The sequence below is a fragment of the Aeromonas sobria genome (assembly GCF_050266975.1).
GTDB lineage: Bacteria > Pseudomonadota > Gammaproteobacteria > Enterobacterales > Aeromonadaceae > Aeromonas > Aeromonas sobria_B.
In genome coordinates this window covers 1-23660 of record NZ_JBKISU010000045.1, presented here as the reverse complement: position 1 = coordinate 23660, position 23660 = coordinate 1, and the positions used below count along the sequence as shown (strand labels likewise).

Genomic DNA, 23660 nt, shown 5'->3' with positions numbered 1-23660 from the left:
ACCAAAGAGGGTTAATCGGGCATTTTTATGGTTGTTCACTCGGGCACCTCGGATGATTGGTTTGGTTGGCGCCTCCAATTCTGCGGGAATGCCCCGAGTGAACAACCTACAGAGAGATCACAGCTAGTCATCCCTGTACGCGTGTCATCGGCAATGTTCAAACGCGCGTTTGAGCATTCTGCAACCAAATGCGGTTTGGTGTAAATGACATAAATGTTAATTTCTGTTTGAATTTTTCCGCCGGGGAAGAGGCCGGAGGGCCGAGAGGGACGGTAGGTGACGCACTGGGCTCTGGGTGCCCTCGTCTCCCGATCCGCGCACTGGTAGGCTGGATCCTCACAGACCGTTCAAGGAGTCTCCCGATGAAACCTCTCGCCCTGCTGCTCGGTTGCAGCGCGCTGGCCCTGGCCGGTGCCGCCCACGCCAGCACCCCTGTCCAGATCTCCCTGCCCGGGGTCAATCTGCCCCCCTCCCAGCAGGTGGAGGGGGCGCGCGCCTCCCTGCTCTACGGGCGCACCGCCTCGGTCAAGGGGATAGATTTGCCGGTGTTCGCCCTGTCGGACGTCAACAGCTTCACCGGCCTGCAGCTGGGGATCTTCTTTGGCGCGGGCAGGGTGCGTGACCAGTTCCAGGGGGTCGCCATCAACGCCGTCAACTGGCACGACGGCCAGGACAGGGGGGTGAACCTGGGGTTCGTCAACCTGACCAACAACGTGCAGGGGCTCAACTGGGGGGCGGTCAACATCGCCCGGGGCAATGCCCTGGCCAACGTCGGCTTCGTCAACTATGCCGAGCGCACCACCTTCCAGCTGGGTTTCGTCAATGCCACCAAGCACCTGGATGGCCTGCAGATAGGCCTGGCCAACTATGCCGAGAACGGCATCTTCCCCATACTGCCCCTCATCAACTTCAAGAAATCCTTCTGACCCAGGGCCGCCAGCCCTTTATGGAGGGCGCCCCCTTGCTTTACCCTGTGTCCTCGATCCATTTGGCAAATCACCCGGCGCCGGCCGGGTGAGCAGAAAGAGGCGAACATGAGTCACGACAAGGGGGCAGGGTCTGCCTGGGGGGAGTGGGATGCCATCGGCATCGGTTGGGACGTGCGGGGCTGGCAGGGCAATGCCCAGGCGGTGGCGCTGGTGGCCTGGCGCCGGGGGGAGCAGGGGGTACACTGGCTCGGGGTCTCGCCCCTGTTTCGACTGAGCTCGCGGGCGGCGCCGGATCGCTATGCCCTGCTGATGCCCCTGCTCAAGGAGAAGGGGCGCTGCGACGCCCTGCTGGCGCATCCTCGCCTCGCCATCGGCATCGATGCGCCTCTCGCCTTTCCCCGCGCCTTCTGCGCCCTGCTGGCGGGGCAGGGGGAGGCGGTGCCCGTGCCCGAGCGGGAGATTGACAACCCCTACGCCTATCGCGACTGCGAACGCTGGCTCCATCAGCAATATGGCAAGAAGCCGCTCTCGGCGAGCTTCGACAGGCTCGGCAACAACGCCAGCCTGGCGCTGGTGATGGGGGCGGCCCTGGCCCCTCTGGTGCGGGTGCCCCAGCAGGCCCCGACCGCCGCGCGGGCCTTGCTGGAGGTCTATCCCGCCCTCGCCAAGCAGGGGGGCAGGGGAACGAGCGCCCGTCCCGCCATCGGGGCCCTGTTGCCTGCCGATCTGCAACCGGGCACGGATCCCTACGATGCCGCCCTGTGCGCCCTGATGGCGCTGCAATACGCCGCCGACGGGGCGGTCGGCGCCCTGCCTCCCCTGCAGGCCCCTCCGGCCGACTTCCCCCGGGACGAGGGCTGGATCTACCACTTCGCGCCCTGACCGGCTAACCCGGCCGCCCCTTGCTACTGGCTGAGGATTTCTGGCTAAGCTGGATAGACTCAAACGATCTGCAGGATGGCATCATGACAGTGATACAGGGGTTGCTGGAGGCGATGAAAGAGGGATTGATCGACGGGGTCTGGATCCTGGTGTTGCCGCTATTGGGGATGGGGGGCATTGTCGCCACTCTCTGGCTCTGGTTGAAGCGCCGAGATCGGACGGTCAAGCTCCCCATCGATCGAGATGCCCTGTTACGGCTGCCGGGCTATGGCTTGCAGCAGCAGATATCAGATCGACAGATGGATGTGATCGGCTATCTGCTGCTGGCGGTGTTGATCACCACGGCGCCGTTTGCCGGTGTGGGGGCCAAGGCGCTGCTGGCCAGAGAGACGCCCCCTTATTTTATCCTGCTGGCGATCTTGCTTTGTCTGCTCAGCTGTTGTCTGAGAGCCTGGAAAAATTTGCAGCAGCTGAATCGCTATCGGCTCGGTTATGTCGCCGAACTGGCAACCGCCGCCGAGTTGATGCGTTTGCAAGGGATGGGTTATCAGGTCTTTCATGACATCCAGGCCGAAGGCTTCAATATTGACCATCTGGTGGTGGGCGCCAACGGTGTATTCGCCATCGAAACCAAGGGGCGCCACAAGTGGCTGAGGGATGCCAGACAGCGTGGCAAGAATCACGAAATCGTGTTTCGGGATGGGCGATTGCAGTTTCCATCCTGGTACGAGATTGAACCACTGAGTCAGGCCGAGCGCCAAGCCTGCTGGGTGCATCAATGGCTGAGCAAGGCGGTCGGTGCGGCCATTCCAGTTACTCCTGTGCTGGTATTCCCTGGCTGGTACATCAAGCTGCAATCCCGACCGCCCTTTCCTGTCATCAATCACAAGCAGTTGGCCACCACCTTGCCGAGGCTGGGCGTTTTGCAGTTCTCGCAAGAGCAGATCAATGCGCTCAGCTATCAGATTGCCCAACGCAGCATGCAAGGCCCGCTTTAGCCCTCAATTCAGCCGCTGGGGGCCGGTCATTTTCCGTGAGCAGGGCGCGCTCTTCACCACCCGCGGCTCATTCGCTGCCTCGACATGCGCCTTAGTCAGCGGTTTGCCCGGGTCTTGGTTCATCAGCACAGGGTCAAAACCATGTAGATATGCCATCAAACTAGAGTGGCCAACAACAATGCCACACCCGGTGGCCGCGGTGAAACGGCGCACGGGCAAGCCAGGCGTGACGCACGGGGCAGCTAGCGGCGCCACAGACCGTCAGGACGAGAGCGTCCGCTTGAACGGTGAGGTGCGTGATGTTGCAACCATCTCGGGGTATCAAGGGCGTCGCTGTTGCAAGCCAAGGGGATCGGAAGAGGGGAGTGCAAAACAAAAATCCCGCACGAGGCGGGATCCTGAATAAATGGTGCGTCCTAGTGGATTCGAACCACCGACCCCCACCATGTCAAGGTGGTGCTCTAACCAGCTGAGCTAAGGACGCATCTTTTCAAAATGTGGTGGGTTTAATTGGATTCGAACCAACGACCCCTACCATGTCAAGGTAGTGCTCTAACCAACTGAGCTATAAACCCACGGCTGCTATCGCAGCAATATGGTGCGTCCTAGTGGATTCGAACCACCGACCCCCACCATGTCAAGGTGGTGCTCTAACCAGCTGAGCTAAGGACGCGAAAACTGTGTGCTGATGGTGCGTCCTAGTGGATTCGAACCACCGACCCCCACCATGTCAAGGTGGTGCTCTAACCAGCTGAGCTAAGGACGCATCGCATATCAGAAAGTGGTGGGTTTAATTGGATTCGAACCAACGACCCCTACCATGTCAAGGTAGTGCTCTAACCAACTGAGCTATAAACCCACTCGATGAATTGAATTCGAACCAACGACACAATCTTCACCATGCCAAGGTCATGCTCTGACCAATCGAGCGACAAACCCACTTCACCACGCCAGCACTGCTGACGTGGTCGGCATACTACCCATGGCCCCCAAGGCTGTCAACAAGGGACATGCACAAAGGAGACTGTTTGCCCAGTTCTTGCGCAGCCTGTTGATTTTGCAGGCGTGACGGCTCAAAAGCTGCTCTGTGACCCTGGCCGTCAGGGGGCTGGGTGGCGGGCGGCGCAGGCGGCCAGGATCCGCTGCCAGCCATGGGCGTGGCGCAGGCTGGCGGCGCGAAACGCCAGCCCGGCCTGGCTCTGCAGACCCAGACCATAGCGCTGGCGCCAGGGGGAGAGGGCTGGTTGGGGGGTCAATGGGGTCAGCAGGCGTTCAAGCAGGGGGGCGGTGGCGCGAAACTGGCGATCCAGCCCGGTGAGCCAGGGCTGGATCGCCCCGCCATAGTAGTGGCCAAGGGCGCCGCGCAGCCGCGCCGCCCGGTTCGGATCCGTGGCCGGGCAGGCGTCATCCAGGCTGGCTTGCTCTATCTGTTGCGCGCTCTGATTGAGGCGGGCCGTGGCGAGCTCGAGGGAGTAGAGCAGGCGCGCCAGCCCCCGATCCCGGTAGAGGCTCTCCAGGGCCGGGGTCAGGGGCGGCAGGGATGGCAGCGCCTTGCTCGACCGCGGCGCCTCGGCCGCCAGCACCCCGTCTCGCCATTGCAGCAGGGTGAGCAGGGCCTGCCGGGTCTCGACCAGGCTCGCATCCTGCGCCAGGGGCGCCGGGCGGGGGGAGAGGGCGCGGCGCAGCTCCTGGCTGCTCACCAGGGCATTCCAGAACCTGGCCCTGAGCACGGCGCGCTTTTGCCGGGCAAGATCCGCGAGCCAGAGCCGGATCTGCGGCTCTTCGCTGTGGCAGGCATCGAGCCGCTGGATCAGCTGCCACTCGTACTCGAGGCGGCTGAAGTGGTCGGCGCTGCGGCCCAGGGGGCTGTTGCGCTCGGCCACCAGGGCGCCGAGGCCGCAGCGGTTGAGGGTCAGCATGTCGAGCAGACCGACCCGCAGGTCCGGGATGGTCAGCTGCAGGGCCCGCTGGGGTGGGAAGGGGATGGGGGTGACGGGCACGGCGGCGGGGGCGGGTCGCGCCAGCACGGAGGCGACCCGGGTCTGATAGGTATCAAACTGCGACTGAGGCCCGGGCTCGCAGCCGGCGAGCAGGGTGGTCGCCAGCACCATGGCCAGGGCAGTGCCTCTGACTGCCATCCGCGCTCTCCTTCATGGCGCTGCCTGCGCCCGGGTCAATGGGTTGCCCGCCCCATCAGCGGGTGGCGAAGCGGCCGTAGATCACCCTGAGTCTGGCACCCAGCATCAGGGCGGCGCCGGTCAGGCCGACGATGAAGCCGATCCAGAAGCCCTGGGGCCCCATGCGGGGCACAATCCAGTCGGTCAATCCCAGGATCATACCGCTTGGTAGCCCCAGCCCCCAGTAGGCGACGATAGTGATGTAGAAGATGGCCTGGGTGTCCTTGTAGCCGCGCAGGGCGGCGGCGGCCACCACCTGCACCGAATCGGAGATCTGGTAGATGGCGGCGAAGAACAGCAAGATGGCGGCGAGGGTGATCACCTGGAGATCATCGGTGTAGATGGCGGCGATCTGCTCGCGCAGCAGCACGGTCAGGGCGGCGGTGCCCGCGGCGACCGCGATGCCCAGCATCAAGCCGGTGCGGGCCGCGACCCTGGCGTGATCAGGCAAGCCTTCCCCTATGCTGTGGCCGACCCGTATGGTCACACCGACACCAATGGACAGCGGCAGCATGAATACCAGGCTGGAGAAGTTCAGGGCTATCTGGTGGCTCGCCACCGTCTCTGCCCCAAACGGCGCCAGCATCAGGGCCACCACGGTAAACAGGGTCACCTCGCAGAAGATGGCCATGGCGATGGGGAACCCCAGGCGAAACAGGCGCCAGATCCGGCTGCCGTTGGGGCGGGCAAGCTGGCTGAACAGTCTGATCGCCTTGAAGTGGGTGGAGACCTTCACATAGAGGATCATCGCCAGCAGCATGGCCCAGAGCACGATGGCGGTGGCCACACCGCAGCCGACGCCACCGAGCTTGGGCATGCCGAAGTGGCCATGGATGAAGATGTAGTTCGCCGGGATATTGACCGCCAGCCCCACGAAGCCAATCACCATGGTGGGCATGGTGTGGGAGAGCCCCTCGCTGAAGTTGCGCAGCACCTGGAACAGCACGAAGGCGGGCAGGCCCCACAGGATGGCGTGCAGGTAGCCGGCGGTCTTGTCCGCCATCACCGGATCCACGTCCATGAACTGCAGCGCCAGCGGGCTGACATAGAGGGCCCCCATGGCGATGGGGGTCACCATCAGCGCCAGCCAGAAGCCCTGGTGCACCGCCGGGCGCACCTGGTCCCGTTTGCGGGCCCCGTTGAGCTGGGAGACGATGGGGGTGAGCGCCATGATGATCCCCTGTACCAGCAGGATCACCGGCAGCCAGAAGCTGGAGGCGACCGACACGGCGGCGAGATCGACCGCGCTGACCTGACCGGCCATCACGGTATCGACAAAGTTCATCGCGATCTGTGCGACTTGCGCCACCAGGATAGGGCTGGCAAGACGAATGAGTTGCCTCGCCTCGGACCAATAACGTTGCACTGACACCTCCGGTGGGAACAGCCAGGGTTGGCATGATGACATGGATAAAGAGAAGGTCGGTGCACCAGAACGGGGCACCGAGGGAGTCATTCTAGCCGCAATGGCCAGACAAACGAAATGATAGCGTGCGACTTGCCCCCCAATGGGGTTGCTTATCCCCTGATCTCGCTGTCCTCATGGTCGCTGATCAAGAGATTGGCGGCGGCGTAGGCGGCCTGCTCGCGCAGCTCGCTGGGTACCCGCTCGTCCCGGGCCACCGCATCGAGGGCCCTTATGCTGGCGGCGATGGCCTGGGGCACGTAGCCCTGCTCCCCGGAGCCAATCTGGTTGTAGGCGATGCGAATGGCTTCACAGCATTGATATACCTGCATTTTTGTTTCCTCATTAAGCCAGGATGGAATGGGGTCACTATAACGATCGGGGCCCCCCTTGTCAGCCAGCATGCTTGTCTTGGTCGATGGTGGGGGTTAACCTGCCAGCCATTTTTCACGATCATCTTTTCACGACCGATTTGCACGACAGGGAGACGAGACATGTTCACCGGCATAGTACAGGGGACCGCCGAACTGGTGGCCATCGAAGATCTGCCCAACTTTCGCACCCATGTGATCCGCATGCCGAGCCAGGCCTGGGGCGAGGGGCTGGCGCTTGGCGCCTCCGTGGCCCACAACGGCTGCTGCCTCACCGTCACCCGGGTGGAGAGGGATCTGGTCAGCTTCGATCTGATGCAGGAGACCCTGCGCCTGACCAACCTCGGCGCGCTGGCGGTCGGGGACAAGGTCAACGTGGAGCGGGCCGCCCGCTTTGGCGACGAGATTGGCGGTCACGCCATGTCCGGCCACATCATGGGCACGGCCGAGGTCATCTCGGTCATCGACACCCCCAACAACCGCCAGGTGTGGTATCGCCTCGATCCCACGCTCATGAAGTACGTGCTGACCAAGGGCTACATCGGCATCGACGGCATCAGCCTCACCGTGGGCGAGGTGCGCGGCAACGAGTTTTGCGTCAACCTCATTCCCGAGACCCTGGCCCGCACCAACCTGGGCTGGGTCAAGGCGGGCTGGCAGACCAACATCGAGATCGATCCCCAGACCCAGGCCATCGTCGACACCGTGGAGCGGGTGCTGGCGGCGCGCCAGTAAGCACCTGAGCGCCGCCCCCAGGGTACGAAGAGGAGGGCGGCATCACGGGAGAAGCGCCCTCTTGTGGAAGAGGCACCCCCCTTTAGCCTTGGAGACTTGCCCATGTTTGTCGTGACATTGACCTATGTGAAACCGCTGGCGGAGATTGACGCCCTGATCCCTGCCCACATCGCGTGGCTGGAGCGGCAGTATGCCGCAGGCCATTTTCTGGCGTCCGGGCGTCGGGTACCCCGGGTCGGGGGCGTGATACTGGCGCGGGGCGTGAGCCGTGACGCCCTGGAGGCGGTGCTGGCAGAGGATCCCTTCCAGCAGGCAGGGGCGGCCGATTATCAGGTGGTGGAGTTTGTTCCGACCCTGACATCGGCGGATGGGGCCTGCTTGAGGGAGGGCTGACCCAAGCTGACGATGGCACCAAAACAAGCGGGACCCACTGGGTCCCGCTTGTTTTTGCTCTGTGTCTGGACAGGGCGATTCAGAACATCTGCTCGTCGTCGGCATCCACGAAGAGTTGCAGGCAGTCGCGCACCTCGTCCCGGTGCAATCTCAGATGTATGGGATTGCAACAGGCCATGCAATCTTCGTAAAACTCCTGATCCCCCTGGCTGGCATCCAGCTCGACCCGGGTGTGGTGGCCGCAGTGGGGGCAGACGATTCGCTTGCTGATGTAGTCGATCATGGTGACCTCCCGAAGGCCAAGGGTGCATGGCCATATCCCAGAGTCTAGCCAGTGTGGCCTCACCATACCGGGAGCCAGCGCACCTTTACGCAGGGCCAGGCAGACAAGGGGGTCGGGACTCGCATCAGGGCGTGACCTGTGGGCAGGCTCTTTCGGCGAGCGCACCTATGGTCGGCGATGGCGAGGTGCGCAACGCCCACCAGGGCCGGGCGCATGGGAAGGATCCGCACCTGCTTGTTATTTTATCCAGTCGGCCAGCATCTCTGCATCCAGGTTGGCGAGCGAACGCAGCTGGTGATCGGCGATGGCGAGACGGGGGTCACCCACCAGGGCAGGGTCCGGCACGATGAGCGCCTGCATGGAGGCCGCCTTGGCCGCCAGCAGGCCGGTGAAGCTGTCCTCGATGGCGAGACAGTGCACAGGCTCGACCCCCAGCTTCTCGGCGGCATGGATATAGACGTCCGGGTGGGGCTTGCCAAAGCGCTCCACCTCGGCGGAGTGGACCGCCATGAAACGATCCTGGATGCCGAGCTTGCCGAGCACCGCCTCGACCATGGCAAAGGGGGAGGAGGTGGCGAGACCCACTTTCAGCCCTTGCGCCTCGATGAGGTCGAGGGCTTCCAGCACCCCGGCCTTGGCCTGTCCCTCTTGCAGGATGAGGGCTATCACCTGATCCAGGATGCGCTGTACCACCTCTTGCTGGCTGGGACCGCTCCAGGGACGGATGCGATACCAGTGGGCCACCAGCTGATCGATGCGCACCCCTATGGTGGAGTTGCAATCTTCCTCGGTGTGAAAGTGGCCCAGCTCGGAGAAAACGGCCATCTGGGCCCGTTGCCAGAAGGGTTCCGAGTCGATCAGAACACCATCCATATCGAAGATCACGGCAGTTAACATCTTGTACTCCTGACATAGGTGAAGGGGGGATTATAAGGCTGGCGCCTCAATGTAAAAGGGGCAGTCACCTGCCCCTTGCGCCGGATCACGCGGATAAACGTTTGTTTTCGCGTGCTAAAGCGGATTGCCTAGAACAGGACCTCGACCCGGGCGGCGACCGTCTTGGCCTTTTCCACCGCCTCCTGGCAATCCTGCCCGCGGGCCAGGGCCACCCCGAGGCGACGGCGACCGGCGATCTCCGGCTTGCCAAAGAGGCGCAACTGGGCACCCGGCACCAGGGCCAGCGCCTCGCCAATCCCCTGATAGCGGATATCCTGGCTGTGGCCATCGCGCAGCATCACGGCGGAGGCGCTCGGGCCGTACTGGGTGATGGTGCCGACCGGCAGCCCCAGGATGGCGCGCACGTGCAGGGCGAACTCGGAGAGATCCTGGGAGATCAGGGTCACCATGCCGGTGTCGTGGGGGCGGGGGGAGACTTCGCTGAACCACACCTCGTCGCCCCGGATGAAGAGCTCCACACCGAACAGGCCATGGCCACCCAGGGCCTCGACCACCTTGGCCGCCACCTCTTTGGATCTGGCCAGGGCCAGCTCGCTCATGGCCTGGGGCTGCCAGGATTCGCGGTAGTCGCCATCCTCCTGGCGATGGCCGATGGGCTGGCAGAAGTGGATGCCGTCCACGGCGCGCACCGTGAGCAGGGTGATCTCGTACTCGAAGGGGACGAAGCCTTCGACGATCACCTTGCCACGACCGGCGCGGCCCCCCTCCTGGGCATAGGTCCAGCTATCATCCAGTTTGGCGAGGTCGCGCAGCAGGCTCTGCCCCTTGCCCGACGAGCTCATCACGGGTTTGACCACGCAGGGCAGGCCGATGGCCTCGACGGCGGCGACAAACTCCTCCTTGCTCTGGGCGAAGCGGTAGGTAGAGGTGGGCAGCCCCAGGGTTTCGGCGGCGAGGCGACGGATCCCTTCGCGGTTCATGGTGAGCTGGGTGGCGCGGGCATTGGGCACCACCCTGACCCCTTCCTGCTCAAGCTCTGCCAGGGTGTCGGTGGCGATGGCCTCAATCTCGGGGATGATGAGGTCGGGTTTGACCTCGGCCACCAGGGCGCGCAGGGCGGCGCCATCGAGCATGTCCAGCACGCGGGCCTGGTGGGCCACCTGCATGGCGGGGGCATGGGGGTAGCGGTCGGCGGCGATCACCTCGATACCGAGCCGCTGCAGCTCGATGGCGACTTCCTTGCCGAGTTCGCCTGAGCCCAGCAGCAGGGCACGGGTGGCAGCGGGGCGGGTGGCGGTTCCAAACATCTGATCTCTCCTGAGGTCGGTGGTCAGCAGGGCTGATCCGGGTGAGTAAAAAAAGAGGCACGCATGGCGTACCTCAGGAAGCGGATTGGTGGGCGCGCTGCTCAAGATGAGTGAGCAGGGTGATGGCGCCGATGATGATGGCGGCTCCCAGCCACAATCGGCCGGGAGGCGCCCAGCCAAATACCAGCCAGCCGGCCAGCACGTTCATGGGCAGCTTGGCAAAATCGAAGGGTTGCACGAAGGAGGCCTCCGCCACGCTGTAGGCGCGGGCGATGGACATCTGGGCCAGGGCCGACAGCACGCCGGAGGCGGCCACCAGCAGCCACTGGGTTTCGCTTGGCCACTGCCATTCGGGCAGGGCCAGCATGGCGTTGAAGGGGGTGCTGAAGATGAGCAGGTAGACCACTATGGTGTGGGACGACTCGCTCGCCGCCTGATAGCGCACCAGCAGGGAGTAGCCTGCCCAGAACAGGGCGGCCGCCACCGGCAGCAATGAAGCCCAGCTGAAATCATCGGTCCAGGGGGCCAGGATCAGCATGGCGCCGACAAACCCCGTCAGGGTGGCCAGGATGCGCGCCCGGCTCACCTGCTCCTTGAGCAGCAGGGCCGACCCCAGGGTGGCAAACAGGGGGGAGGTCATCAAGAGCGCTATCCCCTGCCAGATGGGGACGGGCACCGCCAGGGCCCAGAGCCAGAACTGGATGCCGATGACCGCTAGGGCGACCCGCAGCAGGTGCAGCCGCAGCTGGTTCGTCATCAGTGACTGGCGCAGGCCGTGGCGAACGAGCCAGGGCAGCAGGCAGACCAGGGCGATCAGATATTGGTGAAAGGCGACCTGGGTCGAGGGGAGGCCGAGCTTGAAGCTGACATACTGGCTCAGGCTGTTGACGGCGGCGAAGCAGAGGCCTGCCACCATCATCCAGACGGCGCCGGCAAAGGGGGAGTGCCTGCGGGAGGAGGTCATGGGATCCGGATCACGAACAAAAAGTGCGGCGGATCATAACGGCAATCGTTTGTTCTGCCAAGGATCAGGTCTTTGATGACTCCCTTGGTTGGCGAGCAGAGAGCCAAGCATCAAAATATTTGAACAACTTGAGCATCTATTTTCGCTATCAGGCCTCAAACGCAGTGTTTATAGTGACCTCCATGGACAGCCCAGCTGTTCAACTAACAAGCAAATGGAGTGTACCATGGCCAATATCCTCGTTCTGAAGTCCAGCATCCTGGGTCAATATTCCCAATCCAACGCCCTGATCGACGGCTACCTGGCCGAGCGTCAGGGGGACAGCGTCACGGTACGTGACCTGGCGACCCTGAACCTGCCGGTGCTGGACGGCGAGCTGGCCATGGGCCTGCGCGGCGGCGAGAACCTCAATGAGCGTCAGCTGGCTGTGCTGGCCCAGTCCGACGAACTGATCGCCGAGCTCAAGGGGAGTGACCTGGTGATCATCGCGGCCCCCATGTACAACTTCAACATCCCGACCCAGCTGAAGAACTGGATCGACCTGATTGCCCGCGCCGGCGTCACCTTCCGCTACACCGAGACCGGCCCGGTCGGTCTGGTGGACAGCACCCGCGCCCTGGTGGTCACCCCCCGTGGCGGCCTGCATCTGGGCAACCCCACCGATCTGGTGACCCCCTACATGCGCACCGTGCTCGGCTTCATCGGCATCAAGGAGGTGGACTTCATCTACGCCGAGGGGATGGGCATGGGCCCGGATGCCCAGGCCAAGGGGATCGAAGCGGCCAAATCCCAGCTCGAGGCCCTGGCTTACTGAGCCGCCAGCGCCCCGCTCCCATGACGAAAACGCAGCCTTCTGGCTGCGTTTTTTGTCTGCATGGTGTGGATGTCTGAGCGGGCGGGCTGGCGCGGGCTACTCCAGGATGAAGCGGCGGCACCCTCCCACCACCAGCAGGAGCACCACGGCCAGGGAGCCGATGAGCAGCAGGCTGAGCCACTGCTCCGTGCTGTCGGGGAGAATGGGGGTAAACAGGCTGATCATCAGCAGGGCACAGAGGGTGATCAGGCTCGCCTGTCGGGTCGGGATCATGGGGTACCTCCTTGTGGGACAGGGATGAGGTTAATCGCCGCAGATGACAGTTTGATGCTTCCGTGCATCGAGCCGCATGGCGCCGGTTCGGGCATGGCCTCCAGAAGGCCTACCCACGAGAGCTACATCCTAGCAGTTTTTTCGCGCCAGGATCCGCGCTCGTTCAGGGCTGTGATCCCGATCGCCCTGCGGAGCTGGTTTGCCCGCGCGAGCAAGGGGCCTTATCAGCGGAACTGCCTCTGCTGGGGCTGATAGTGAAAATCGCCGCTGGCCAGGCGGGCCTCGAGGGCGCCCCTGTCGATCTCCTGGGCCCGGCAGAGATCGTCCAGATCATGGTAGTGATCCCGCAGCTGCATGTTGATCAGGCTCAGCAGCATGTTGACATCCATGGTGTCGAAGCGTTGCAGGTTCATGGTTGTTGCTCCTGGTCGAGTTTGTGCAGCTGCTCCATGGCTTCGCTCACGCTCTGCAGATGCTGGCGTATGCTTTGGCGCGCTTCGCTTGGCAGATAGTCGGTCAGGGTATGCTGCCAGCTGCTCGCCTCGCTCTTGAGCTGGGCGAACAGGGCCTCGCCCTGCTCGGTGAGGGAGACCAGGCTGACCCGCTTGTCCTGCTCGCTGCTCTGGGCCTGGAGTATGCCTTTCTCGCTGAGACGATGGATCTCCCGGGAGATGCGCACCTTGTCCATGCCGCTCGCCTCCACCAGCTCCTTCTGGCTGATGGGGTAGTTGGGCCCCAGCACCATCATCAGGCGCCATTGGGGTACGGTCAGCTGATAGCGGGCCTGATAGAACTGCTCGAAGGTCTCCCGCACCATCTCGGCGGCATGTACCAGCTGATAGGGGGGGTAGTGCGCAAGCAGACCGATGAGTTTTTGCATATGAACTCCTGCTGTTGTCCTGCATCGGATGCAGTTTCTCTTGATACTTTGCTCTGATGATACGTAACTCAAGACGCTTTGTCTGAACAAGGGCCCGAAAAATGTGCACTGGCGCACGACTGCGCAGGCCCGCCTCCCGAGTGAGCGTCTCAAACGGGGATCTTCCTCTGTCAGGTTAGCTCCCTCTCCCGGCCATGGCGGGTACCGCCATTCATCCCTTGCGCCACCAGGCTCGTCAGCGCTTGCGCAGCCAGAGCAGGGCCCCCTCGGCGAGCCAGGCGGCACGCCCCTGCAGGGCATAGCTGGCGGCCTCGTCCCGGCTGCCGCTCTGCCAGTAGTCGGGGGCCTGCCTTGGCAACTTGCGCTGGCCGAGCAGGTAGGCCGGGACATGGGCATTGCAGGCCAGGGCCGCCGCGAGGGCCGGCCCGGCCCCCTCAGCCCCCTGGCGGACAAATTGCAGCAGGGCGCGGCTGTAGAGCAGGGCGCAGGAGGCTTCGTCGAAGCGGGCGAGGAGCGCCGCGAGGGCATCCCACTCCCGGCAGATGGCGTAGAGGCTGGCCAGGGGATAGCGGCAACCCGGCTCATCCTGGCGGCACAGGGTGAGCAGCGCCTCGTACTCGCGGCGGGCCTGGGGCAGTTGCCCCAGCTCGAACAGGGCATCGGCGTGCCCCGCCCTGGCCGCGAGCAGGGGACGGGCCTCGCCGGCGCTCCAGCCATGGCCATCCAGTGCTTGCCAGAAGGGGGCATCGAACAGCGGCTCGGCATCCTGGATGATGCGCTCGAACCAGACCAGCCGCTCCCCCGGGTGGCGACTGGCGTTGGCCTGCTCGAACCAACCCCGCCAGCGGGCGGCCTGCTCGCTCTCCTGCTCTTGGGGCGCCTCCCCGGGCGGCGTCCAGCCCTCGATCCGCAACAGATCATTGAGCGCCCCCTTCATCTGCTGGCGCTGGCGCTTGCAAAAATCGAAGAAGGGGAGCTCGCTTGCCGCCGCCTGATGCAGCATGCGCGCCAGGGGCAAGTCCCGAAACAGGCAGAGCTCGGCGGCCAGGCGCAGGCGGCGCTGGGTGAGGGGATCGTTCAAATCCTTCGGCTTGGGCCAGCAGGCCAGCCCCAGGCTGAAGCCGTGGCTCCACTGGCCCAGGGGGTGGTGGATGTCGAACACCTGCTCGGGTTGCTCGTTCGGGAGACGGCACTGGCTCGGAAGGGCCAGTTGGGCCTCGTCGGCCTGGGCTTCCAGTTCGGCGATCAGGTGGTGCAGCGCCTGTGCGCTGCGCGGGTCAAGCGCGGGATCCCGGGACAGCAGGCCGGCCAGGGGAGCTTGCCGCCAGTCGGGGCCATCCGGCCCCACCAGTCGGGCGCAGAGGAAGCCGTGCAGGGCCGGGTAGCTGAGCGCCTCGCCACTGTGTTGCTGCAACCAGAGATTGAGTTGGCGGGTGCGGTTGGCTGGGTTCATCACGGCTCCTCTGACGATGGCGAAAGGGCCCGCTGGGCTGCGCGCCTGGGGCCGGTTGCGAGTGAAAATAGCGGCGCAGTCTAACCAAAAAGAGGGGGGAATGCAGCAAGTGCCAGGCTAACGGTCGCCATGTTCGGCAATCTGGCGGCGATACTCATGACGATCCCGGGGGCGCTGAGGGTGTCGCCGGCAAGGCAAGAAAGGCGCCCTGGCGCCGCAAGAGACTAGGCCGGGGGGGGCCCTTTGCGGTAAGATGCGCCCCCAGCCGGACGCGGTCCGGGGACAGACTGTCCGTGAACACGAGAGACAAGAGAGCACCATGATACAGATTGGCAAGATGAACACCCTCACCGTGATCGAACTCGAAGAGAGGGGCGCCTGGCTCGCCGCCGGGGACGAGTATGGCGAGTTGCTGCTGCCCAAGCGCCAACTGCCGGAAGGGGTGGCCGAGGGGGATGAGGTGGCCGTCTTCCTCTATCTGGATGCCGACTGCGAGCCGGTGATCACCACCGACAAGCCGTTTGCCATGGTGGGCCAGCTGGCCGGTCTCAAGGTGGTCAATGCCAACAGGATCGGCGCCTTCCTCGACTGGGGCATGAAGAAAGATCTGTTCGTGCCGACCCGGGAGCAGAACAAGCCGATGCAGGTGGGGCATGTCTACCTGGTCTACCTGATGCTCGACAACGAGGGGCGCATGGTGGGTACCAGCCGCATCGAACGCTTCCTCTCCCAGGAGCGGCCCCCCTTCCAGGTCGGTGATCAGGTGACGGCCCTGCCCGGCGAACACACCCCCCTTGGCATCAAGGTGGTGGTCAACGATCGCTACCCCGGCATGCTGTTCAAGAACGAGGTATTCGGCCGGGTGATGACGGGCCGGCCCCAGACCGCCTGGGTCAAGCAGGTGCGCGACGACGGCAAGCTGGATCTGACCCTGCAAAAGCCGGGGATCACCGAGCGGATGGACGACGCCGGCACCACCATACTGGCGCGACTGCGCAAGCAGGGCGGCGAACTGGCCCTGGGGGACAAGAGCGAACCCGAGCTCATCTACAAGCTGCTGGCCATGAGCAAGGGCACCTTCAAGAAGGCGATCGGTGGCCTCTACAAGCAGGGGCTGATCGAGATAGAACCCAACTGCATTCGGTTGGTCGGCGGGGCCCAGAGCGGGGAGTCCGCTCCCCGAGGCGAGCAGGACTGAGATGGCCAGCCCCTGTGTGGGACGCTGCAAGCTGGAGGGGGACAGCTGCCTCGGCTGTGGCCGCACCCTCGCTGAGATAGCGAGCTGGTCCAGCCTGACCCAGGCGCAGCAACTCGCCATCATGGCCACCCTGGCGACCCGATCGACAGGCCAGGTCCTGGGGGTGGTGAGGGTGGTGCCAGAGGCGCAGGGAACAGGCGCGCAAGCGGCATCCAGGGAGGCGGACCTGCCCGCGAGCACCCACCTGTGCCCGGGGTGCGGGGAGGCCGCCTATTGCGCCCTGTCGGCGGGTCAGGGGATCGGCGACTGCTGGTGCAGCCAGTTGCCCGCACTGGCCATGAGCGACGCCCCGGCCTGCTGGTGCCGGGCCTGCCTGATCCGGGCCATCGAGGCCAGGGACGCCGGCTGAGCCTGGCAACAGGGGCGGGTGACGCCCCAAGAACCCAAAAAGGGCGCCTTTCGGCGCCCTTTTTTTACTCCCGGGCCGCTTCGCCAACCCGGGAGGAGATCAGGCCTGCTCGTGGCGAAACCAGCGCACATGCACCTCATGCTCGTCCTGTTGACGGGGCAGCAGATAGCTGGCGTAGATCACCTCGAACTCCTCCTGGTGATCGAGCAGCCCTATCCACACCTCGGCCCAACGTTCCAGATCCACCGGCACCCCCAGCTCGCGGGACCAGTCGGCATTGGGCAGTGTGGCCTCGACGGCGCCGCGCTTTTCGAACTCCAGGGTAATGTCGACGATCTGTTCGGGGGCCAGCATGTCGGCCGCCTGTTCGAGAAACTGATCATAGGCCCATTCGACCAGCTGATCCGGGGTACGTTGTTCCATGAGATCACTCCAGATGCTTGAGACCCGCTACTGTAACAAGGAATGGCGCTGGCGGCGAGTGCGCCGGGGCCGTGCTGATGAGCGGACCGCCACATCGGCAGGGGCGTCGTGATGATGCGGCGAGCTGGTGGATGCCACCGGGTCGCTGGTTGCCACTTCGCCCTGGCGCTATGGTAATAGCCGGGGCGTGTGTCCCTCGGGAGCGGCATGATGAAGAGACGAAGTCAGCGGTTGCGTGTCCGACGGCGGCGAGAGACCTGGTGGTGGCACTATCTGCCCCTGCACCGCGAAACGGTGGGTGGCCATCTGGGGCCGGCGCAGCCGACCCCGCAGGCGGTCAGTTCGCCTCCTGAACCCGGTTCAGGGTGATCTGACCGAGCTGGCTCATCTGGCGACGGATCCAGGCCGCCCGCTTGGCCACATAGGGGGAGGGGGGCGAGACCCGATAGCGCCAGGGGTTGGGCAGCGCCGCCGCCAGCAGGGAGGCCTCATAGCGGGTGAGGCGTATGGCAGGCTTGCCGAAGTAGTGCCTGGCGGCGGCCTCGGCGCCATAGATGCCGGGGCCGAACTCGACGATGTTGAGATAGACCTCCAGGATACGGGCCTTGTCCCAGCCCAGCTCCATCAGCAGGGTGAACCAGGCCTCCAGCCCCTTGCGCACGAAGCTGCGATCGTCCCACATGAAGAGGTTCTTGGCGGTCTGCTGGCTGAGGGTGCTGGCGCCGCGCACCCGTCCCCCTTGCTCGTTATGCTGCCAGGCCGCGCTGATGGCGGCCATGTCGAAGCCGTTGTGATCGGGAAAGTGCTGATCCTCGGCCGCCACCACCGCCAGCTGCAGCTGGGGGGAGATGGCGTCCAGGCTGACCCATTGGTGCACCACCTGCTTGATGGGGGCCGGTGGCGAGATGGCGCGCTGGATGCGCCAGCTCCAGGTGGGGGGATTGACCCACCCCAGCAGGGCCACCAGGGCCACCGACAGCAGCAGGGCGCCGAGCAGGATGCGCCACAGCCAGCTCAGCATGGGACGCTCGCGTCAGGGGACAGAGGGCGTTTCATCCGAGGCTCAGTCGGGCAGCCATTCGATGTGGCAGAACTTCTCGTCCACGGCGCGGGCGATCAGCATGCGGGCGAACAGGTGCTCGACCTCCTGCTCGCTGTCCTCCAGTCCCACCCAGATCTCGGCGTAGTCGGCGTCCGTCACCTCGAAGCCCACATCCGCGTCCCAGTCGTCGCCAGGCTCGGCTTCGGCCAGCAGGCCGCGCTCGTTGAACGCCTGATTGAACAGGGCTATCTCGTGCTCGGGCAGGTTGTCGGAGGCGAGCTCCATGAAGAGTTCGAGGGCGGTATTGAGCAGGGTTTCGACACTGTGTTGCTGTGTGGACATAAGCGTTCCGATTGATGACGGTAAGGGGGCGCCCAGGGGGCGCGGCGACATTAAACCACAGAGTCGGGCCCTCATAAATAGTCGGCCAGCGATAAGGGCGGCAGCCTCGCAGGCACGCAGACCCTGGCCGTGGGCACCCTGCATCCGTTATATTGCGCCCTCTTCTTCTCTCTCTTCGAGTCTTGCCATGAAGCGAATTCTCTCTATCCAGTCCCACGTGGTATTTGGCTGCGCCGGCAACAGCGCCGCCGTCTTCCCCATGCGCCGTCTCGGTATGGAGGTATGGCCCGTCAACACGGTGGTTTTGTTGGGCCAATTGCACACATGATATTAATTCTCATGTGTGCAAGTTTTGCTATGACCGTGCAGTTCTCCAACCACACCCAGTACGCGGCGGGGTGGCAGGGGATGGCGATGCCCGTCGGCCATATCCAGGCCCTCTGCCAGGGGCTGCAGGACATAGAGGTGCTGGGGCGCTGCGACGCGGTGCTGAGCGGCTACCTGGGCTCGGCCGAGCAGGGGAGCGAAATCCTGGCGGTGGTGGCGGCCGTCAAGGCAGCCAACCCGGCGGCCATCTATTTTTGCGACCCCGTCATGGGCCACCCGGAGAAGGGGTGCATCGTCGCCCCCGGCGTGACCCGCTTCCTCACCGAGCAGGCGCTGCCGGTGGCCGACATCCTGGCCCCCAACCTGCTGGAGCTGGAGACCCTGTGCGGCGCCTCGCTGACGACCCTGGCCCAGACCCGCGCCGCCGCCCATCAGTTGCTGGAGCGCGGCGTCAAGATGGTGCTGGTCAAGCACCTGGGCCGCGCCGCCAGGGATCCCGGCCGCTTCGAGATGCTGCTGGCCACCCCCGAGGGGGATTATCTCATCGCCCGGCCGCTCTACGAGTTTGCCCGCCAGCCGGTGGGAGTGGGGGATCTCATCAGCGCCCTGATGCTGGCCAACCTGCAGGCGGGGTTTGACGGGGTGGCCGCTTTGGAGCGCACCAATGCCGCGGTGGATGCGGTGCTGCGCCACACCTGGCAGACGGATGCCTACGAGTTGCAGCTGGTCGCGGCCCAGGAGGCCTTCACCGATCCCCGGATAGTCCACAGGGCCGAGCGCCTGGGGTGAGCCGGCCTATCGATGCAGAGGGCTCCCCATGGGGAGCCCTCTTGCTGGGGGCGGTGGCCCCGACTATCGAGGCGCGCCCCCCGGATAGCACAGCGGTTGGCCCGGTGCCTGGGCCATGACCCCCCGATAATGCAGCACGGTGGGGAAGGGGTGGTAGAAGTGATGGAGCAGCGCCTTCCACTCCTGGTACTGGGGCGAGGTGCGAAATCCCTGGGTGTGATCCTCCAGGCACTGCCACTGCACCAGCAGCAGATACTGGTTCTCCTGCTCCATGCAGACTTGCAATTGATGGCCCAGATAGCCCGGCATGGCGGCGATGAGGGCGCTGGCCTTGGCGAAGGCGGCCTCGAATTCGGCCTCCTGGCCCGGGATGACGGTGAGCGGGGCGACTTCCAATATCATGATGGCTCCTTGCCCTCTCGGGAGGTTGGGATCATTTGAGCTGTGCATGCGTCAATAAACCAGGCCAGCCGCTGGGCTGGCCTGGTGCGTCAGAGTGGCTTGTAGAAGAACTGGGTCGCCGCCAGGCTGCCATCGTCATTGATGGCAAAACCCGGGATCTGCCCCGCCGCCAGGTAGCCCAGCCGGGAGTAGAGGTGGGAGGCGACGTCGCCAACCCGGGTGTCGAGCACCAGCAGGGTGCGCCCGGCAGCCCGGGCCCCTTGTTCCATGACGGCCATCAGGGCGCGGCCTATCCCCAGCCCCCGTGCCGTGGGGGAGACCATGAGCTTCTCCACCTCGGCCCTGTGGCGGCCGTTGGCCTTGCCACACAGGGAGAGCTGCACTGTGCCGAGCACGGCGCCCCCCTGCTCGGCCGCTGCCAGGGCCAGCCAGAGCCGGCGCCCTCCCTGCAGATCCTGCTCGACCCCTTGCCAATAGGCCCTGGCGGCTTGCTCGGACAGGGGCGGCAGAAAGCCGATGGAGGCGCCATCGGCGACCACCTCCTGCAGTAGCCGGACCAGGGCGGGCTCGTATCCGGCCAGGGTGGTCAGGGGCACGCAGTGGCAGGGGGCGGGGCTATCCTGGGTTGGCATCGTCCTGGCTGAGGGGGTGGCAGACATCCATGCACTCCTTGGCAGTGGCGGTTGCTGGGCGCGCGCAATGGCGCGCCGCGTCGGGAAAACACCTGTTATAACAAGCCACTCTTCCCCTTGTCGAGGGAGGCGCGCCCTATTCCCGAGTTGGTGGCCAAGGTCAGTCGATCAGATCCTGCTCGTGCAGCCAGTTCACCACCAACAGGGCGGGGGCGGAGAGACGTTCCTTGTCCTGGCTCCCCAACCAGGCCAGCTCGGCAATCTCGGCGGCCGGGGTCGGCGTGCCCTCTCCCTCGCCAAAGAAGCAGCGCAGCCGCACCCTGACGCCCGCCTGCTTGCCATCGGCCTGGGCCTCGAAGTCCCCCGCCAGGCGCAGGGTGGCGGGGGCGAGGCGCACGGTCAGCTCCTCGCTGATCTCCCGCAGCAGCGCCCCCTGATCGCTCTCGCCGGGATCGCGCTTGCCGCCCGGAATGTAGAAGAGCGTCTTGCCGTGGGAGCGCACGCACAACAGGCGGCGATCCCGGATCGCCAACCAGGCGAGCTTGTCTATCTGAGTCATGGTCTTCTCCTCTTGAGTCATGATGCCCGGGCAGGGCGTCTGCCCGCCGGGGGGCAGGGGATGGCGGGCAGCCTAACAAAGTTGGCACACCGGCCCAAGGGGAAGGAGGGGCCCGGCTGGAAACAGAGTGTTTCCGGGCATGGGGCGCCTTGGCGCCGGGCACCGTCAGATGGCGCCCAAAAGTTCGCCCTGGCGCACAGGATGGGGCCTTCGCACTGGGCGGGGCCCGGCGGCTGTGGTTTAATTCCTGCCACTTTAGCGGTAGTCGCCCGGTGTCTGGGCGCGAGCTTCCCGGGCGCGACAAGAGAGGATGAAGAGAGATGCGAGTCACAGCACAGAGCACATTTATCGGACTCGGGGTGGCGGGCAACTTTGCCGGCCACCTGGAGCAGGCGGGGGAGGCGGCGGACTTTGTCGCCGTCCAGGTGGCGGACAAGGTCGCCCCCAAGGCGCTGTTCCCCTTCTATGTGCCGGATCATCCCGGCCAGCTCGGGGTCTTTCCCCTGAGCGGCGACGCCATCTTCCTGCCAGAGGCGGCGGTGAGCGGTGACGAGAAGGTGCAGATCGAGCCGGAAGTGGCGCTCTGGTGCGAGCTGGAATATGCGGGGGAGCAGGTGGTGGCCATCCACCCCAAGGCGTTTGGCGCCTACAACGACTGCTCCATCCGCCGCCCCAACGCCAAAAAGATCAGCGAGAAGAAGAACTGGGGCGAAGAGAGCAAGGGGTTGGCCGCGAGCCTGCTGCCCCTGACCCACTTTGGCGCCGGATGCGAGCTCGACGACTACCGCATCGCCTGCTATCTGGAACGCGGCGGCGAGCTGCACCCCTATGGCATCGACAGCGCGGCGGTGGATTACAGCTACTTCCATCAGCAACTGCTCGACTGGGCTATCGACAAGTTCAACCATCAGCAGGATGAGGGCCCGGCCGAGCATATCCAGGGGCTGCTGGTCCAGGCGGGGCGCCCGGCCCACGCCCTCATCAGCATTGGCGCCACTCGCTACACCCCCTTCGGCGAGACTCACTTACTGGAACCAGGCGACACCGCCTGCGTGGTGCTCTACCCCGCCAGCCGCTACGGCGAAGCGGAGATCCGCGCGGCCATTGGCGCCCGCACCTTCGGCCCGGATGTCTCGGCCCTGCTCCAGGCGGTCAGGGTCCGCTGACGCCCCCTTCCCCTGCGCCCGCGGGGGAAGGCTTGTCCTCTCTTCCTCCTCCCATGGGGCATGCGTGCTGACATAAGCCAATGAGTTGTTTTACCATTCAGCCTTTGTCACAGGGTTTGAAGAGGCCATGATGCCGGAGCTCAAAACGATCGGGCTGTTCCTTATCACCGCGCTGGCCGAGATCGTCGGCTGCTATCTGCCCTATCTGTGGCTGACCCAGGGGCGCAGCGCCTGGTTGCTGCTGCCCGCGGGCCTGAGTCTGGCCCTCTTTGCCTGGCTGCTCTCCCTGCATCCCACCGCCGCCGGCCGTGTCTACGCCGCCTATGGCGGCGTCTATGTCTTCGTCGCCATCCTCTGGCTCTGGGCGGTGGATGGCATCAGACCCACCCTGTGGGACTGGGTCGGTTCCGGGGTGGCCTTGCTCGGCATGGCCATCATCATATTTGCCCCCAGATCCGCATAGGGCGAGAGGGGCGCAGAAGATCAGGAGGGTCGCCATGGTGGTGATCAGAGAGTGCAAGGAAGAGGATCTGGCGGGCCTGCTCCGTCTTTATGGGGAGCTCAGGCCCCGGGATCCCGCGCTGGCGCCGTCGGTGGCGAGAGCGGCGCTGGGGCGGCTGCTGGCCCAGACCGGGGTGCGGCTCCTGGTGGCCGAAGTGGCGGGTGAGCTCGCCGCCACCTGCCAGCTCGCGGTGATCCCGACCCTGACCAACGGCGGCAGGCCCTTCGCCATCATAGAGCACGTGGTGACGGCCTCTGGGTTTCGGCGCCAGGGCCTGAGCCAGCAGGTGATCGAGCGGGCGCTCTCCCTGGCCTGGGCGCAGGATTGCTACAAGGTGATGCTGCTGTCGGGGGAGGGGCGCACTGAGGCCCATCGCCTCTATGAGAAACTGGGCTTCAAGGCCGGCATCGAGAAGGGGTTCGTCATCAAGCAGGCCGAGGCCAGGGCAACACCTTGATGATGTCCTGCCCTGAGGCTTAGCATTTGCCCCTTTTGCTACAGATAGAGTGAACGATCATGAAAATTGAACAGGCGCAAACAGGGGATCACCCGGTCCTGATCGCCCTCTGGGAGGCCTCGGTGCGCGCCACCCATCACTTCCTGCCAGAGGAAGACATCGCGGCCCTGAGGCCTCTTATCCTGGAGCACTATTTCGATGCCGTGCGCCTCTATTGCGCCAGGCAGGATGGCGTTATCGTCGGCTTTATCGGGGTGGCTGAGGGCAACATCGAGATGCTCTTCGTCGCCCCCGAGGCGCACGGGGGCGGGGTCGGCCGCCAGCTGGTGGCTCATGCCATCCAGTGCCTGGGGGCGACTCGGGTGGACGTCAACGAGCAGAATGACCAGGCTGTCGGCTTCTATCAGCACCTGGGCTTCGAGGTGACGGGGCGCTCCCCCCTGGATGGCCAGGGCAAGCCCTATCCCCTGCTGCACATGGCCCTGGCCGCCGAGTAAGGGCGCCAGAGCATAAAAAAACCGCCCTCGTGAAGTGAACCCCGAAAGTTGGACACCCAACGAGTAGGGGTTCTTCGTTTCTATGGGAAAGCAAAAATACTCGACCGACTTCAAACGTCAGGTCGTTCTTCACTATCTCAACGGTCATGACGGT

General features: G+C 64.7%; 29 protein-coding genes, 5 tRNA genes and 1 pseudogene. 13 read left to right on the top strand and 22 right to left on the bottom strand.

Features of this window, described 5'->3' with window-relative positions; genetic code table 11:
• Nucleotides 1-362 precede the first annotated feature (362 nt).
• The 3 genes from ACLHZ1_RS19195 (at nucleotide 363) to ACLHZ1_RS19185 (ending at nucleotide 2809) form a co-directional block, all read left to right on the top strand.
• Entirely contained in the window at nucleotides 363-926 is a 564-nt protein-coding gene (locus ACLHZ1_RS19195) for a VC2662 family protein (RefSeq protein ID WP_427263374.1), read from the top strand.
• 108 nt (nucleotides 927-1034) lie between these two features.
• Nucleotides 1035-1811, top strand: coding sequence for a DUF429 domain-containing protein (locus ACLHZ1_RS19190; RefSeq protein ID WP_427263373.1), 777 nt, complete (start codon nucleotides 1035-1037; stop codon nucleotides 1809-1811).
• Between the two features lie 83 nt (nucleotides 1812-1894).
• Entirely contained in the window at nucleotides 1895-2809 is a 915-nt protein-coding gene (locus ACLHZ1_RS19185) for a nuclease-related domain-containing protein (RefSeq protein WP_427263372.1), read from the top strand.
• Nucleotides 2810-3216: 407 nt separating this feature from the next.
• Here the strand turns inward: ACLHZ1_RS19185 and ACLHZ1_RS19180 are convergent.
• The 8 genes from ACLHZ1_RS19180 to ACLHZ1_RS19145 form a co-directional block, all read right to left on the bottom strand.
• Nucleotides 3217-3293, bottom strand: a tRNA-Val gene (locus ACLHZ1_RS19180).
• 14 nt (nucleotides 3294-3307) lie between these two features.
• Nucleotides 3308-3384 (bottom strand) — tRNA-Val (locus tag ACLHZ1_RS19175).
• Between the two features lie 21 nt (nucleotides 3385-3405).
• A tRNA-Val gene (locus ACLHZ1_RS19170) sits at nucleotides 3406-3482 on the bottom strand.
• A gap of 16 nt (nucleotides 3483-3498) precedes the next feature.
• Nucleotides 3499-3575 (bottom strand) — tRNA-Val (locus tag ACLHZ1_RS19165).
• A gap of 16 nt (nucleotides 3576-3591) precedes the next feature.
• Nucleotides 3592-3668 (bottom strand) — tRNA-Val (locus tag ACLHZ1_RS19160).
• 241 nt (nucleotides 3669-3909) lie between these two features.
• Nucleotides 3910-4947, bottom strand: coding sequence for a DUF3080 family protein (locus ACLHZ1_RS19155; protein WP_427263371.1), 1038 nt, complete (start codon nucleotides 4945-4947; stop codon nucleotides 3910-3912).
• 55 nt (nucleotides 4948-5002) lie between these two features.
• Nucleotides 5003-6352, bottom strand: a complete 1350-nt coding sequence (locus ACLHZ1_RS19150; RefSeq protein WP_427263370.1) for an MATE family efflux transporter — start codon at nucleotides 6350-6352, stop codon at nucleotides 5003-5005.
• 152 nt (nucleotides 6353-6504) lie between these two features.
• Complete coding sequence (locus tag ACLHZ1_RS19145) at nucleotides 6505-6723, bottom strand: YaeP family protein (RefSeq protein WP_408795596.1); 219 nt, start codon at nucleotides 6721-6723, stop codon at nucleotides 6505-6507.
• A 162-nt stretch (nucleotides 6724-6885) separates the two neighbouring features.
• On the opposite strand from ACLHZ1_RS19145, the gene ACLHZ1_RS19140 reads away from it, so the two are divergent.
• Both ACLHZ1_RS19140 and ACLHZ1_RS19135 read left to right on the top strand, forming a co-directional pair.
• Nucleotides 6886-7497, top strand: a complete 612-nt coding sequence (locus tag ACLHZ1_RS19140; RefSeq protein WP_427263369.1) for a riboflavin synthase subunit alpha — start codon at nucleotides 6886-6888, stop codon at nucleotides 7495-7497.
• 102 nt (nucleotides 7498-7599) lie between these two features.
• Entirely contained in the window at nucleotides 7600-7890 is a 291-nt protein-coding gene (locus ACLHZ1_RS19135) for a YciI family protein (protein WP_427263368.1), read from the top strand.
• A gap of 79 nt (nucleotides 7891-7969) precedes the next feature.
• Here ACLHZ1_RS19135 and ACLHZ1_RS19130 read toward each other — a convergent pair whose 3' ends face one another.
• From ACLHZ1_RS19130 to ACLHZ1_RS19115, 4 genes are all read right to left on the bottom strand, one after another.
• On the bottom strand, nucleotides 7970-8173 hold the full coding sequence (locus ACLHZ1_RS19130) for a CPXCG motif-containing cysteine-rich protein (RefSeq protein ID WP_041998580.1): 204 nt from the start codon (nucleotides 8171-8173) through the stop codon (nucleotides 7970-7972).
• 237 nt (nucleotides 8174-8410) lie between these two features.
• On the bottom strand, nucleotides 8411-9070 hold the full coding sequence (gene hxpB / locus ACLHZ1_RS19125) for a hexitol phosphatase HxpB (protein ID WP_427263367.1): 660 nt from the start codon (nucleotides 9068-9070) through the stop codon (nucleotides 8411-8413).
• Between the two features lie 128 nt (nucleotides 9071-9198).
• Nucleotides 9199-10377, bottom strand: a complete 1179-nt coding sequence (gene purT, locus ACLHZ1_RS19120; RefSeq protein WP_427263366.1) for a formate-dependent phosphoribosylglycinamide formyltransferase — start codon at nucleotides 10375-10377, stop codon at nucleotides 9199-9201.
• A 73-nt stretch (nucleotides 10378-10450) separates the two neighbouring features.
• Nucleotides 10451-11341, bottom strand: a complete 891-nt coding sequence (locus tag ACLHZ1_RS19115) for a DMT family transporter (RefSeq protein WP_427263365.1) — start codon at nucleotides 11339-11341, stop codon at nucleotides 10451-10453.
• Nucleotides 11342-11567: 226 nt separating this feature from the next.
• Between ACLHZ1_RS19115 and ACLHZ1_RS19110 the strand changes: the two genes are divergently transcribed.
• Nucleotides 11568-12155 (top strand): FMN-dependent NADH-azoreductase, encoded by a 588-nt coding sequence (locus ACLHZ1_RS19110; protein WP_427263364.1) that lies wholly within the window; start codon nucleotides 11568-11570, stop codon nucleotides 12153-12155.
• Nucleotides 12156-12251: 96 nt separating this feature from the next.
• On the opposite strand, the gene ACLHZ1_RS19105 is transcribed toward ACLHZ1_RS19110, so the two are convergent.
• From ACLHZ1_RS19105 to ACLHZ1_RS19090, 4 genes are all read right to left on the bottom strand, one after another.
• The gene (locus ACLHZ1_RS19105; protein WP_084205461.1) at nucleotides 12252-12428 is read right to left on the bottom strand and encodes a hypothetical protein; all 177 of its coding nucleotides are present in this window, start codon (nucleotides 12426-12428) and stop codon (nucleotides 12252-12254) included.
• Between the two features lie 224 nt (nucleotides 12429-12652).
• Complete coding sequence (locus ACLHZ1_RS19100) at nucleotides 12653-12841, bottom strand: DUF4250 domain-containing protein (protein ID WP_427263363.1); 189 nt, start codon at nucleotides 12839-12841, stop codon at nucleotides 12653-12655.
• The gene (locus tag ACLHZ1_RS19095) at nucleotides 12838-13308 is read right to left on the bottom strand and encodes a MarR family winged helix-turn-helix transcriptional regulator (RefSeq protein WP_041998563.1); all 471 of its coding nucleotides are present in this window, start codon (nucleotides 13306-13308) and stop codon (nucleotides 12838-12840) included. Before ACLHZ1_RS19095 ends, ACLHZ1_RS19100 begins: the two co-directional genes overlap by 4 nt.
• Nucleotides 13309-13543: 235 nt before the next feature.
• Nucleotides 13544-14761, bottom strand: a complete 1218-nt coding sequence (locus tag ACLHZ1_RS19090) for a UPF0149 family protein (protein ID WP_427263362.1) — start codon at nucleotides 14759-14761, stop codon at nucleotides 13544-13546.
• 253 nt (nucleotides 14762-15014) lie between these two features.
• On the opposite strand from ACLHZ1_RS19090, the gene ACLHZ1_RS19085 reads away from it, so the two are divergent.
• Together ACLHZ1_RS19085 and ACLHZ1_RS19080 are read left to right on the top strand one after the other, a co-directional pair.
• On the top strand, nucleotides 15015-15959 hold the full coding sequence (locus ACLHZ1_RS19085; RefSeq protein WP_408815654.1) for a CvfB family protein: 945 nt from the start codon (nucleotides 15015-15017) through the stop codon (nucleotides 15957-15959).
• 1 nt (nucleotide 15960) lies between these two features.
• Nucleotides 15961-16368, top strand: coding sequence for a DUF1289 domain-containing protein (locus ACLHZ1_RS19080; RefSeq protein ID WP_408815652.1), 408 nt, complete (start codon nucleotides 15961-15963; stop codon nucleotides 16366-16368).
• Nucleotides 16369-16467: 99 nt separating this feature from the next.
• Here ACLHZ1_RS19080 and ACLHZ1_RS19075 read toward each other — a convergent pair whose 3' ends face one another.
• From ACLHZ1_RS19075 to ACLHZ1_RS19065, 3 genes are all read right to left on the bottom strand, one after another.
• Nucleotides 16468-16791, bottom strand: coding sequence for an HI1450 family dsDNA-mimic protein (locus tag ACLHZ1_RS19075; protein ID WP_041998552.1), 324 nt, complete (start codon nucleotides 16789-16791; stop codon nucleotides 16468-16470).
• A gap of 337 nt (nucleotides 16792-17128) precedes the next feature.
• Nucleotides 17129-17812: a monofunctional biosynthetic peptidoglycan transglycosylase gene (gene mtgA, locus ACLHZ1_RS19070; protein ID WP_427263361.1), complete on the bottom strand. Its 684-nt coding sequence runs from the start codon at nucleotides 17810-17812 to the stop codon at nucleotides 17129-17131.
• Nucleotides 17813-17854: 42 nt separating this feature from the next.
• Nucleotides 17855-18175 (bottom strand): HI1450 family dsDNA-mimic protein, encoded by a 321-nt coding sequence (locus ACLHZ1_RS19065; protein ID WP_427263360.1) that lies wholly within the window; start codon nucleotides 18173-18175, stop codon nucleotides 17855-17857.
• Between the two features lie 187 nt (nucleotides 18176-18362).
• Here ACLHZ1_RS19065 and pdxY point away from each other — a divergent pair.
• Nucleotides 18363-19291 (top strand): annotated as a pseudogene (pdxY, locus tag ACLHZ1_RS19060) (pyridoxal kinase PdxY).
• A gap of 63 nt (nucleotides 19292-19354) precedes the next feature.
• Here pdxY and ACLHZ1_RS19055 read toward each other — a convergent pair.
• From ACLHZ1_RS19055 to ACLHZ1_RS19045, 3 genes are all read right to left on the bottom strand, one after another.
• Nucleotides 19355-19693, bottom strand: coding sequence for an antibiotic biosynthesis monooxygenase family protein (locus ACLHZ1_RS19055; protein WP_427263359.1), 339 nt, complete (start codon nucleotides 19691-19693; stop codon nucleotides 19355-19357).
• A gap of 89 nt (nucleotides 19694-19782) precedes the next feature.
• Nucleotides 19783-20325 carry an N-acetyltransferase family protein gene (locus ACLHZ1_RS19050; RefSeq protein WP_427263375.1) on the bottom strand — a complete coding sequence of 181 codons (543 nt, stop codon included), beginning with the start codon at nucleotides 20323-20325 and terminating at the stop codon, nucleotides 19783-19785.
• 160 nt (nucleotides 20326-20485) lie between these two features.
• Entirely contained in the window at nucleotides 20486-20884 is a 399-nt protein-coding gene (locus ACLHZ1_RS19045; RefSeq protein WP_427263358.1) for an NUDIX hydrolase, read from the bottom strand.
• Between the two features lie 320 nt (nucleotides 20885-21204).
• Here ACLHZ1_RS19045 and ACLHZ1_RS19040 point away from each other — a divergent pair, with 320 nt between their 5' ends.
• The 4 genes from ACLHZ1_RS19040 (at nucleotide 21205) to ACLHZ1_RS19025 (ending at nucleotide 23506) form a co-directional block, all read left to right on the top strand.
• Complete coding sequence (locus tag ACLHZ1_RS19040) at nucleotides 21205-22050, top strand: DUF5718 family protein (protein ID WP_427263357.1); 846 nt, start codon at nucleotides 21205-21207, stop codon at nucleotides 22048-22050.
• Between the two features lie 130 nt (nucleotides 22051-22180).
• Nucleotides 22181-22513, top strand: coding sequence for a YnfA family protein (locus tag ACLHZ1_RS19035; RefSeq protein ID WP_427263356.1), 333 nt, complete (start codon nucleotides 22181-22183; stop codon nucleotides 22511-22513).
• Nucleotides 22514-22547: 34 nt separating this feature from the next.
• Nucleotides 22548-23009, top strand: a complete 462-nt coding sequence (locus tag ACLHZ1_RS19030; RefSeq protein ID WP_427263355.1) for a GNAT family N-acetyltransferase — start codon at nucleotides 22548-22550, stop codon at nucleotides 23007-23009.
• Between the two features lie 59 nt (nucleotides 23010-23068).
• On the top strand, nucleotides 23069-23506 hold the full coding sequence (locus ACLHZ1_RS19025; protein ID WP_427263354.1) for an acetyltransferase: 438 nt from the start codon (nucleotides 23069-23071) through the stop codon (nucleotides 23504-23506).
• The last annotated feature ends 154 nt before the right edge of the window (nucleotides 23507-23660 follow it).

Coding starts and splice junctions, on each gene's coding strand:
- ACLHZ1_RS19195 (WP_427263374.1), top strand. CDS start 363: ATGAAACCTCTCGCCCTGCTGCTCGGTTGCAGCGCGCTGGCCCTGGCC.
- ACLHZ1_RS19190 (WP_427263373.1), top strand. CDS start 1,035: ATGAGTCACGACAAGGGGGCAGGGTCTGCCTGGGGGGAGTGGGATGCC.
- ACLHZ1_RS19185 (WP_427263372.1), top strand. CDS start 1,895: ATGACAGTGATACAGGGGTTGCTGGAGGCGATGAAAGAGGGATTGATC.
- ACLHZ1_RS19155 (WP_427263371.1), bottom strand. CDS start 4,947: ATGGCAGTCAGAGGCACTGCCCTGGCCATGGTGCTGGCGACCACCCTG.
- ACLHZ1_RS19145 (WP_408795596.1), bottom strand. CDS start 6,723: ATGCAGGTATATCAATGCTGTGAAGCCATTCGCATCGCCTACAACCAG.
- ACLHZ1_RS19140 (WP_427263369.1), top strand. CDS start 6,886: ATGTTCACCGGCATAGTACAGGGGACCGCCGAACTGGTGGCCATCGAA.
- ACLHZ1_RS19135 (WP_427263368.1), top strand. CDS start 7,600: ATGTTTGTCGTGACATTGACCTATGTGAAACCGCTGGCGGAGATTGAC.
- ACLHZ1_RS19130 (WP_041998580.1), bottom strand. CDS start 8,173: ATGATCGACTACATCAGCAAGCGAATCGTCTGCCCCCACTGCGGCCAC.
- hxpB (WP_427263367.1), bottom strand. CDS start 9,070: ATGTTAACTGCCGTGATCTTCGATATGGATGGTGTTCTGATCGACTCG.
- purT (WP_427263366.1), bottom strand. CDS start 10,377: ATGTTTGGAACCGCCACCCGCCCCGCTGCCACCCGTGCCCTGCTGCTG.
- ACLHZ1_RS19115 (WP_427263365.1), bottom strand. CDS start 11,341: ATGACCTCCTCCCGCAGGCACTCCCCCTTTGCCGGCGCCGTCTGGATG.
- ACLHZ1_RS19110 (WP_427263364.1), top strand. CDS start 11,568: ATGGCCAATATCCTCGTTCTGAAGTCCAGCATCCTGGGTCAATATTCC.
- ACLHZ1_RS19105 (WP_084205461.1), bottom strand. CDS start 12,428: ATGATCCCGACCCGACAGGCGAGCCTGATCACCCTCTGTGCCCTGCTG.
- ACLHZ1_RS19100 (WP_427263363.1), bottom strand. CDS start 12,841: ATGAACCTGCAACGCTTCGACACCATGGATGTCAACATGCTGCTGAGC.
- ACLHZ1_RS19095 (WP_041998563.1), bottom strand. CDS start 13,308: ATGCAAAAACTCATCGGTCTGCTTGCGCACTACCCCCCCTATCAGCTG.
- ACLHZ1_RS19090 (WP_427263362.1), bottom strand. CDS start 14,761: ATGAACCCAGCCAACCGCACCCGCCAACTCAATCTCTGGTTGCAGCAA.
- ACLHZ1_RS19085 (WP_408815654.1), top strand. CDS start 15,015: ATGCGCCCCCAGCCGGACGCGGTCCGGGGACAGACTGTCCGTGAACAC.
- ACLHZ1_RS19080 (WP_408815652.1), top strand. CDS start 15,961: ATGGCCAGCCCCTGTGTGGGACGCTGCAAGCTGGAGGGGGACAGCTGC.
- ACLHZ1_RS19075 (WP_041998552.1), bottom strand. CDS start 16,791: ATGGAACAACGTACCCCGGATCAGCTGGTCGAATGGGCCTATGATCAG.
- mtgA (WP_427263361.1), bottom strand. CDS start 17,812: ATGCTGAGCTGGCTGTGGCGCATCCTGCTCGGCGCCCTGCTGCTGTCG.
- ACLHZ1_RS19065 (WP_427263360.1), bottom strand. CDS start 18,175: ATGTCCACACAGCAACACAGTGTCGAAACCCTGCTCAATACCGCCCTC.
- ACLHZ1_RS19055 (WP_427263359.1), bottom strand. CDS start 19,693: ATGATATTGGAAGTCGCCCCGCTCACCGTCATCCCGGGCCAGGAGGCC.
- ACLHZ1_RS19050 (WP_427263375.1), bottom strand. CDS start 20,325: ATGCCAACCCAGGATAGCCCCGCCCCCTGCCACTGCGTGCCCCTGACC.
- ACLHZ1_RS19045 (WP_427263358.1), bottom strand. CDS start 20,884: ATGACTCAGATAGACAAGCTCGCCTGGTTGGCGATCCGGGATCGCCGC.
- ACLHZ1_RS19040 (WP_427263357.1), top strand. CDS start 21,205: ATGCGAGTCACAGCACAGAGCACATTTATCGGACTCGGGGTGGCGGGC.
- ACLHZ1_RS19035 (WP_427263356.1), top strand. CDS start 22,181: ATGCCGGAGCTCAAAACGATCGGGCTGTTCCTTATCACCGCGCTGGCC.
- ACLHZ1_RS19030 (WP_427263355.1), top strand. CDS start 22,548: ATGGTGGTGATCAGAGAGTGCAAGGAAGAGGATCTGGCGGGCCTGCTC.
- ACLHZ1_RS19025 (WP_427263354.1), top strand. CDS start 23,069: ATGAAAATTGAACAGGCGCAAACAGGGGATCACCCGGTCCTGATCGCC.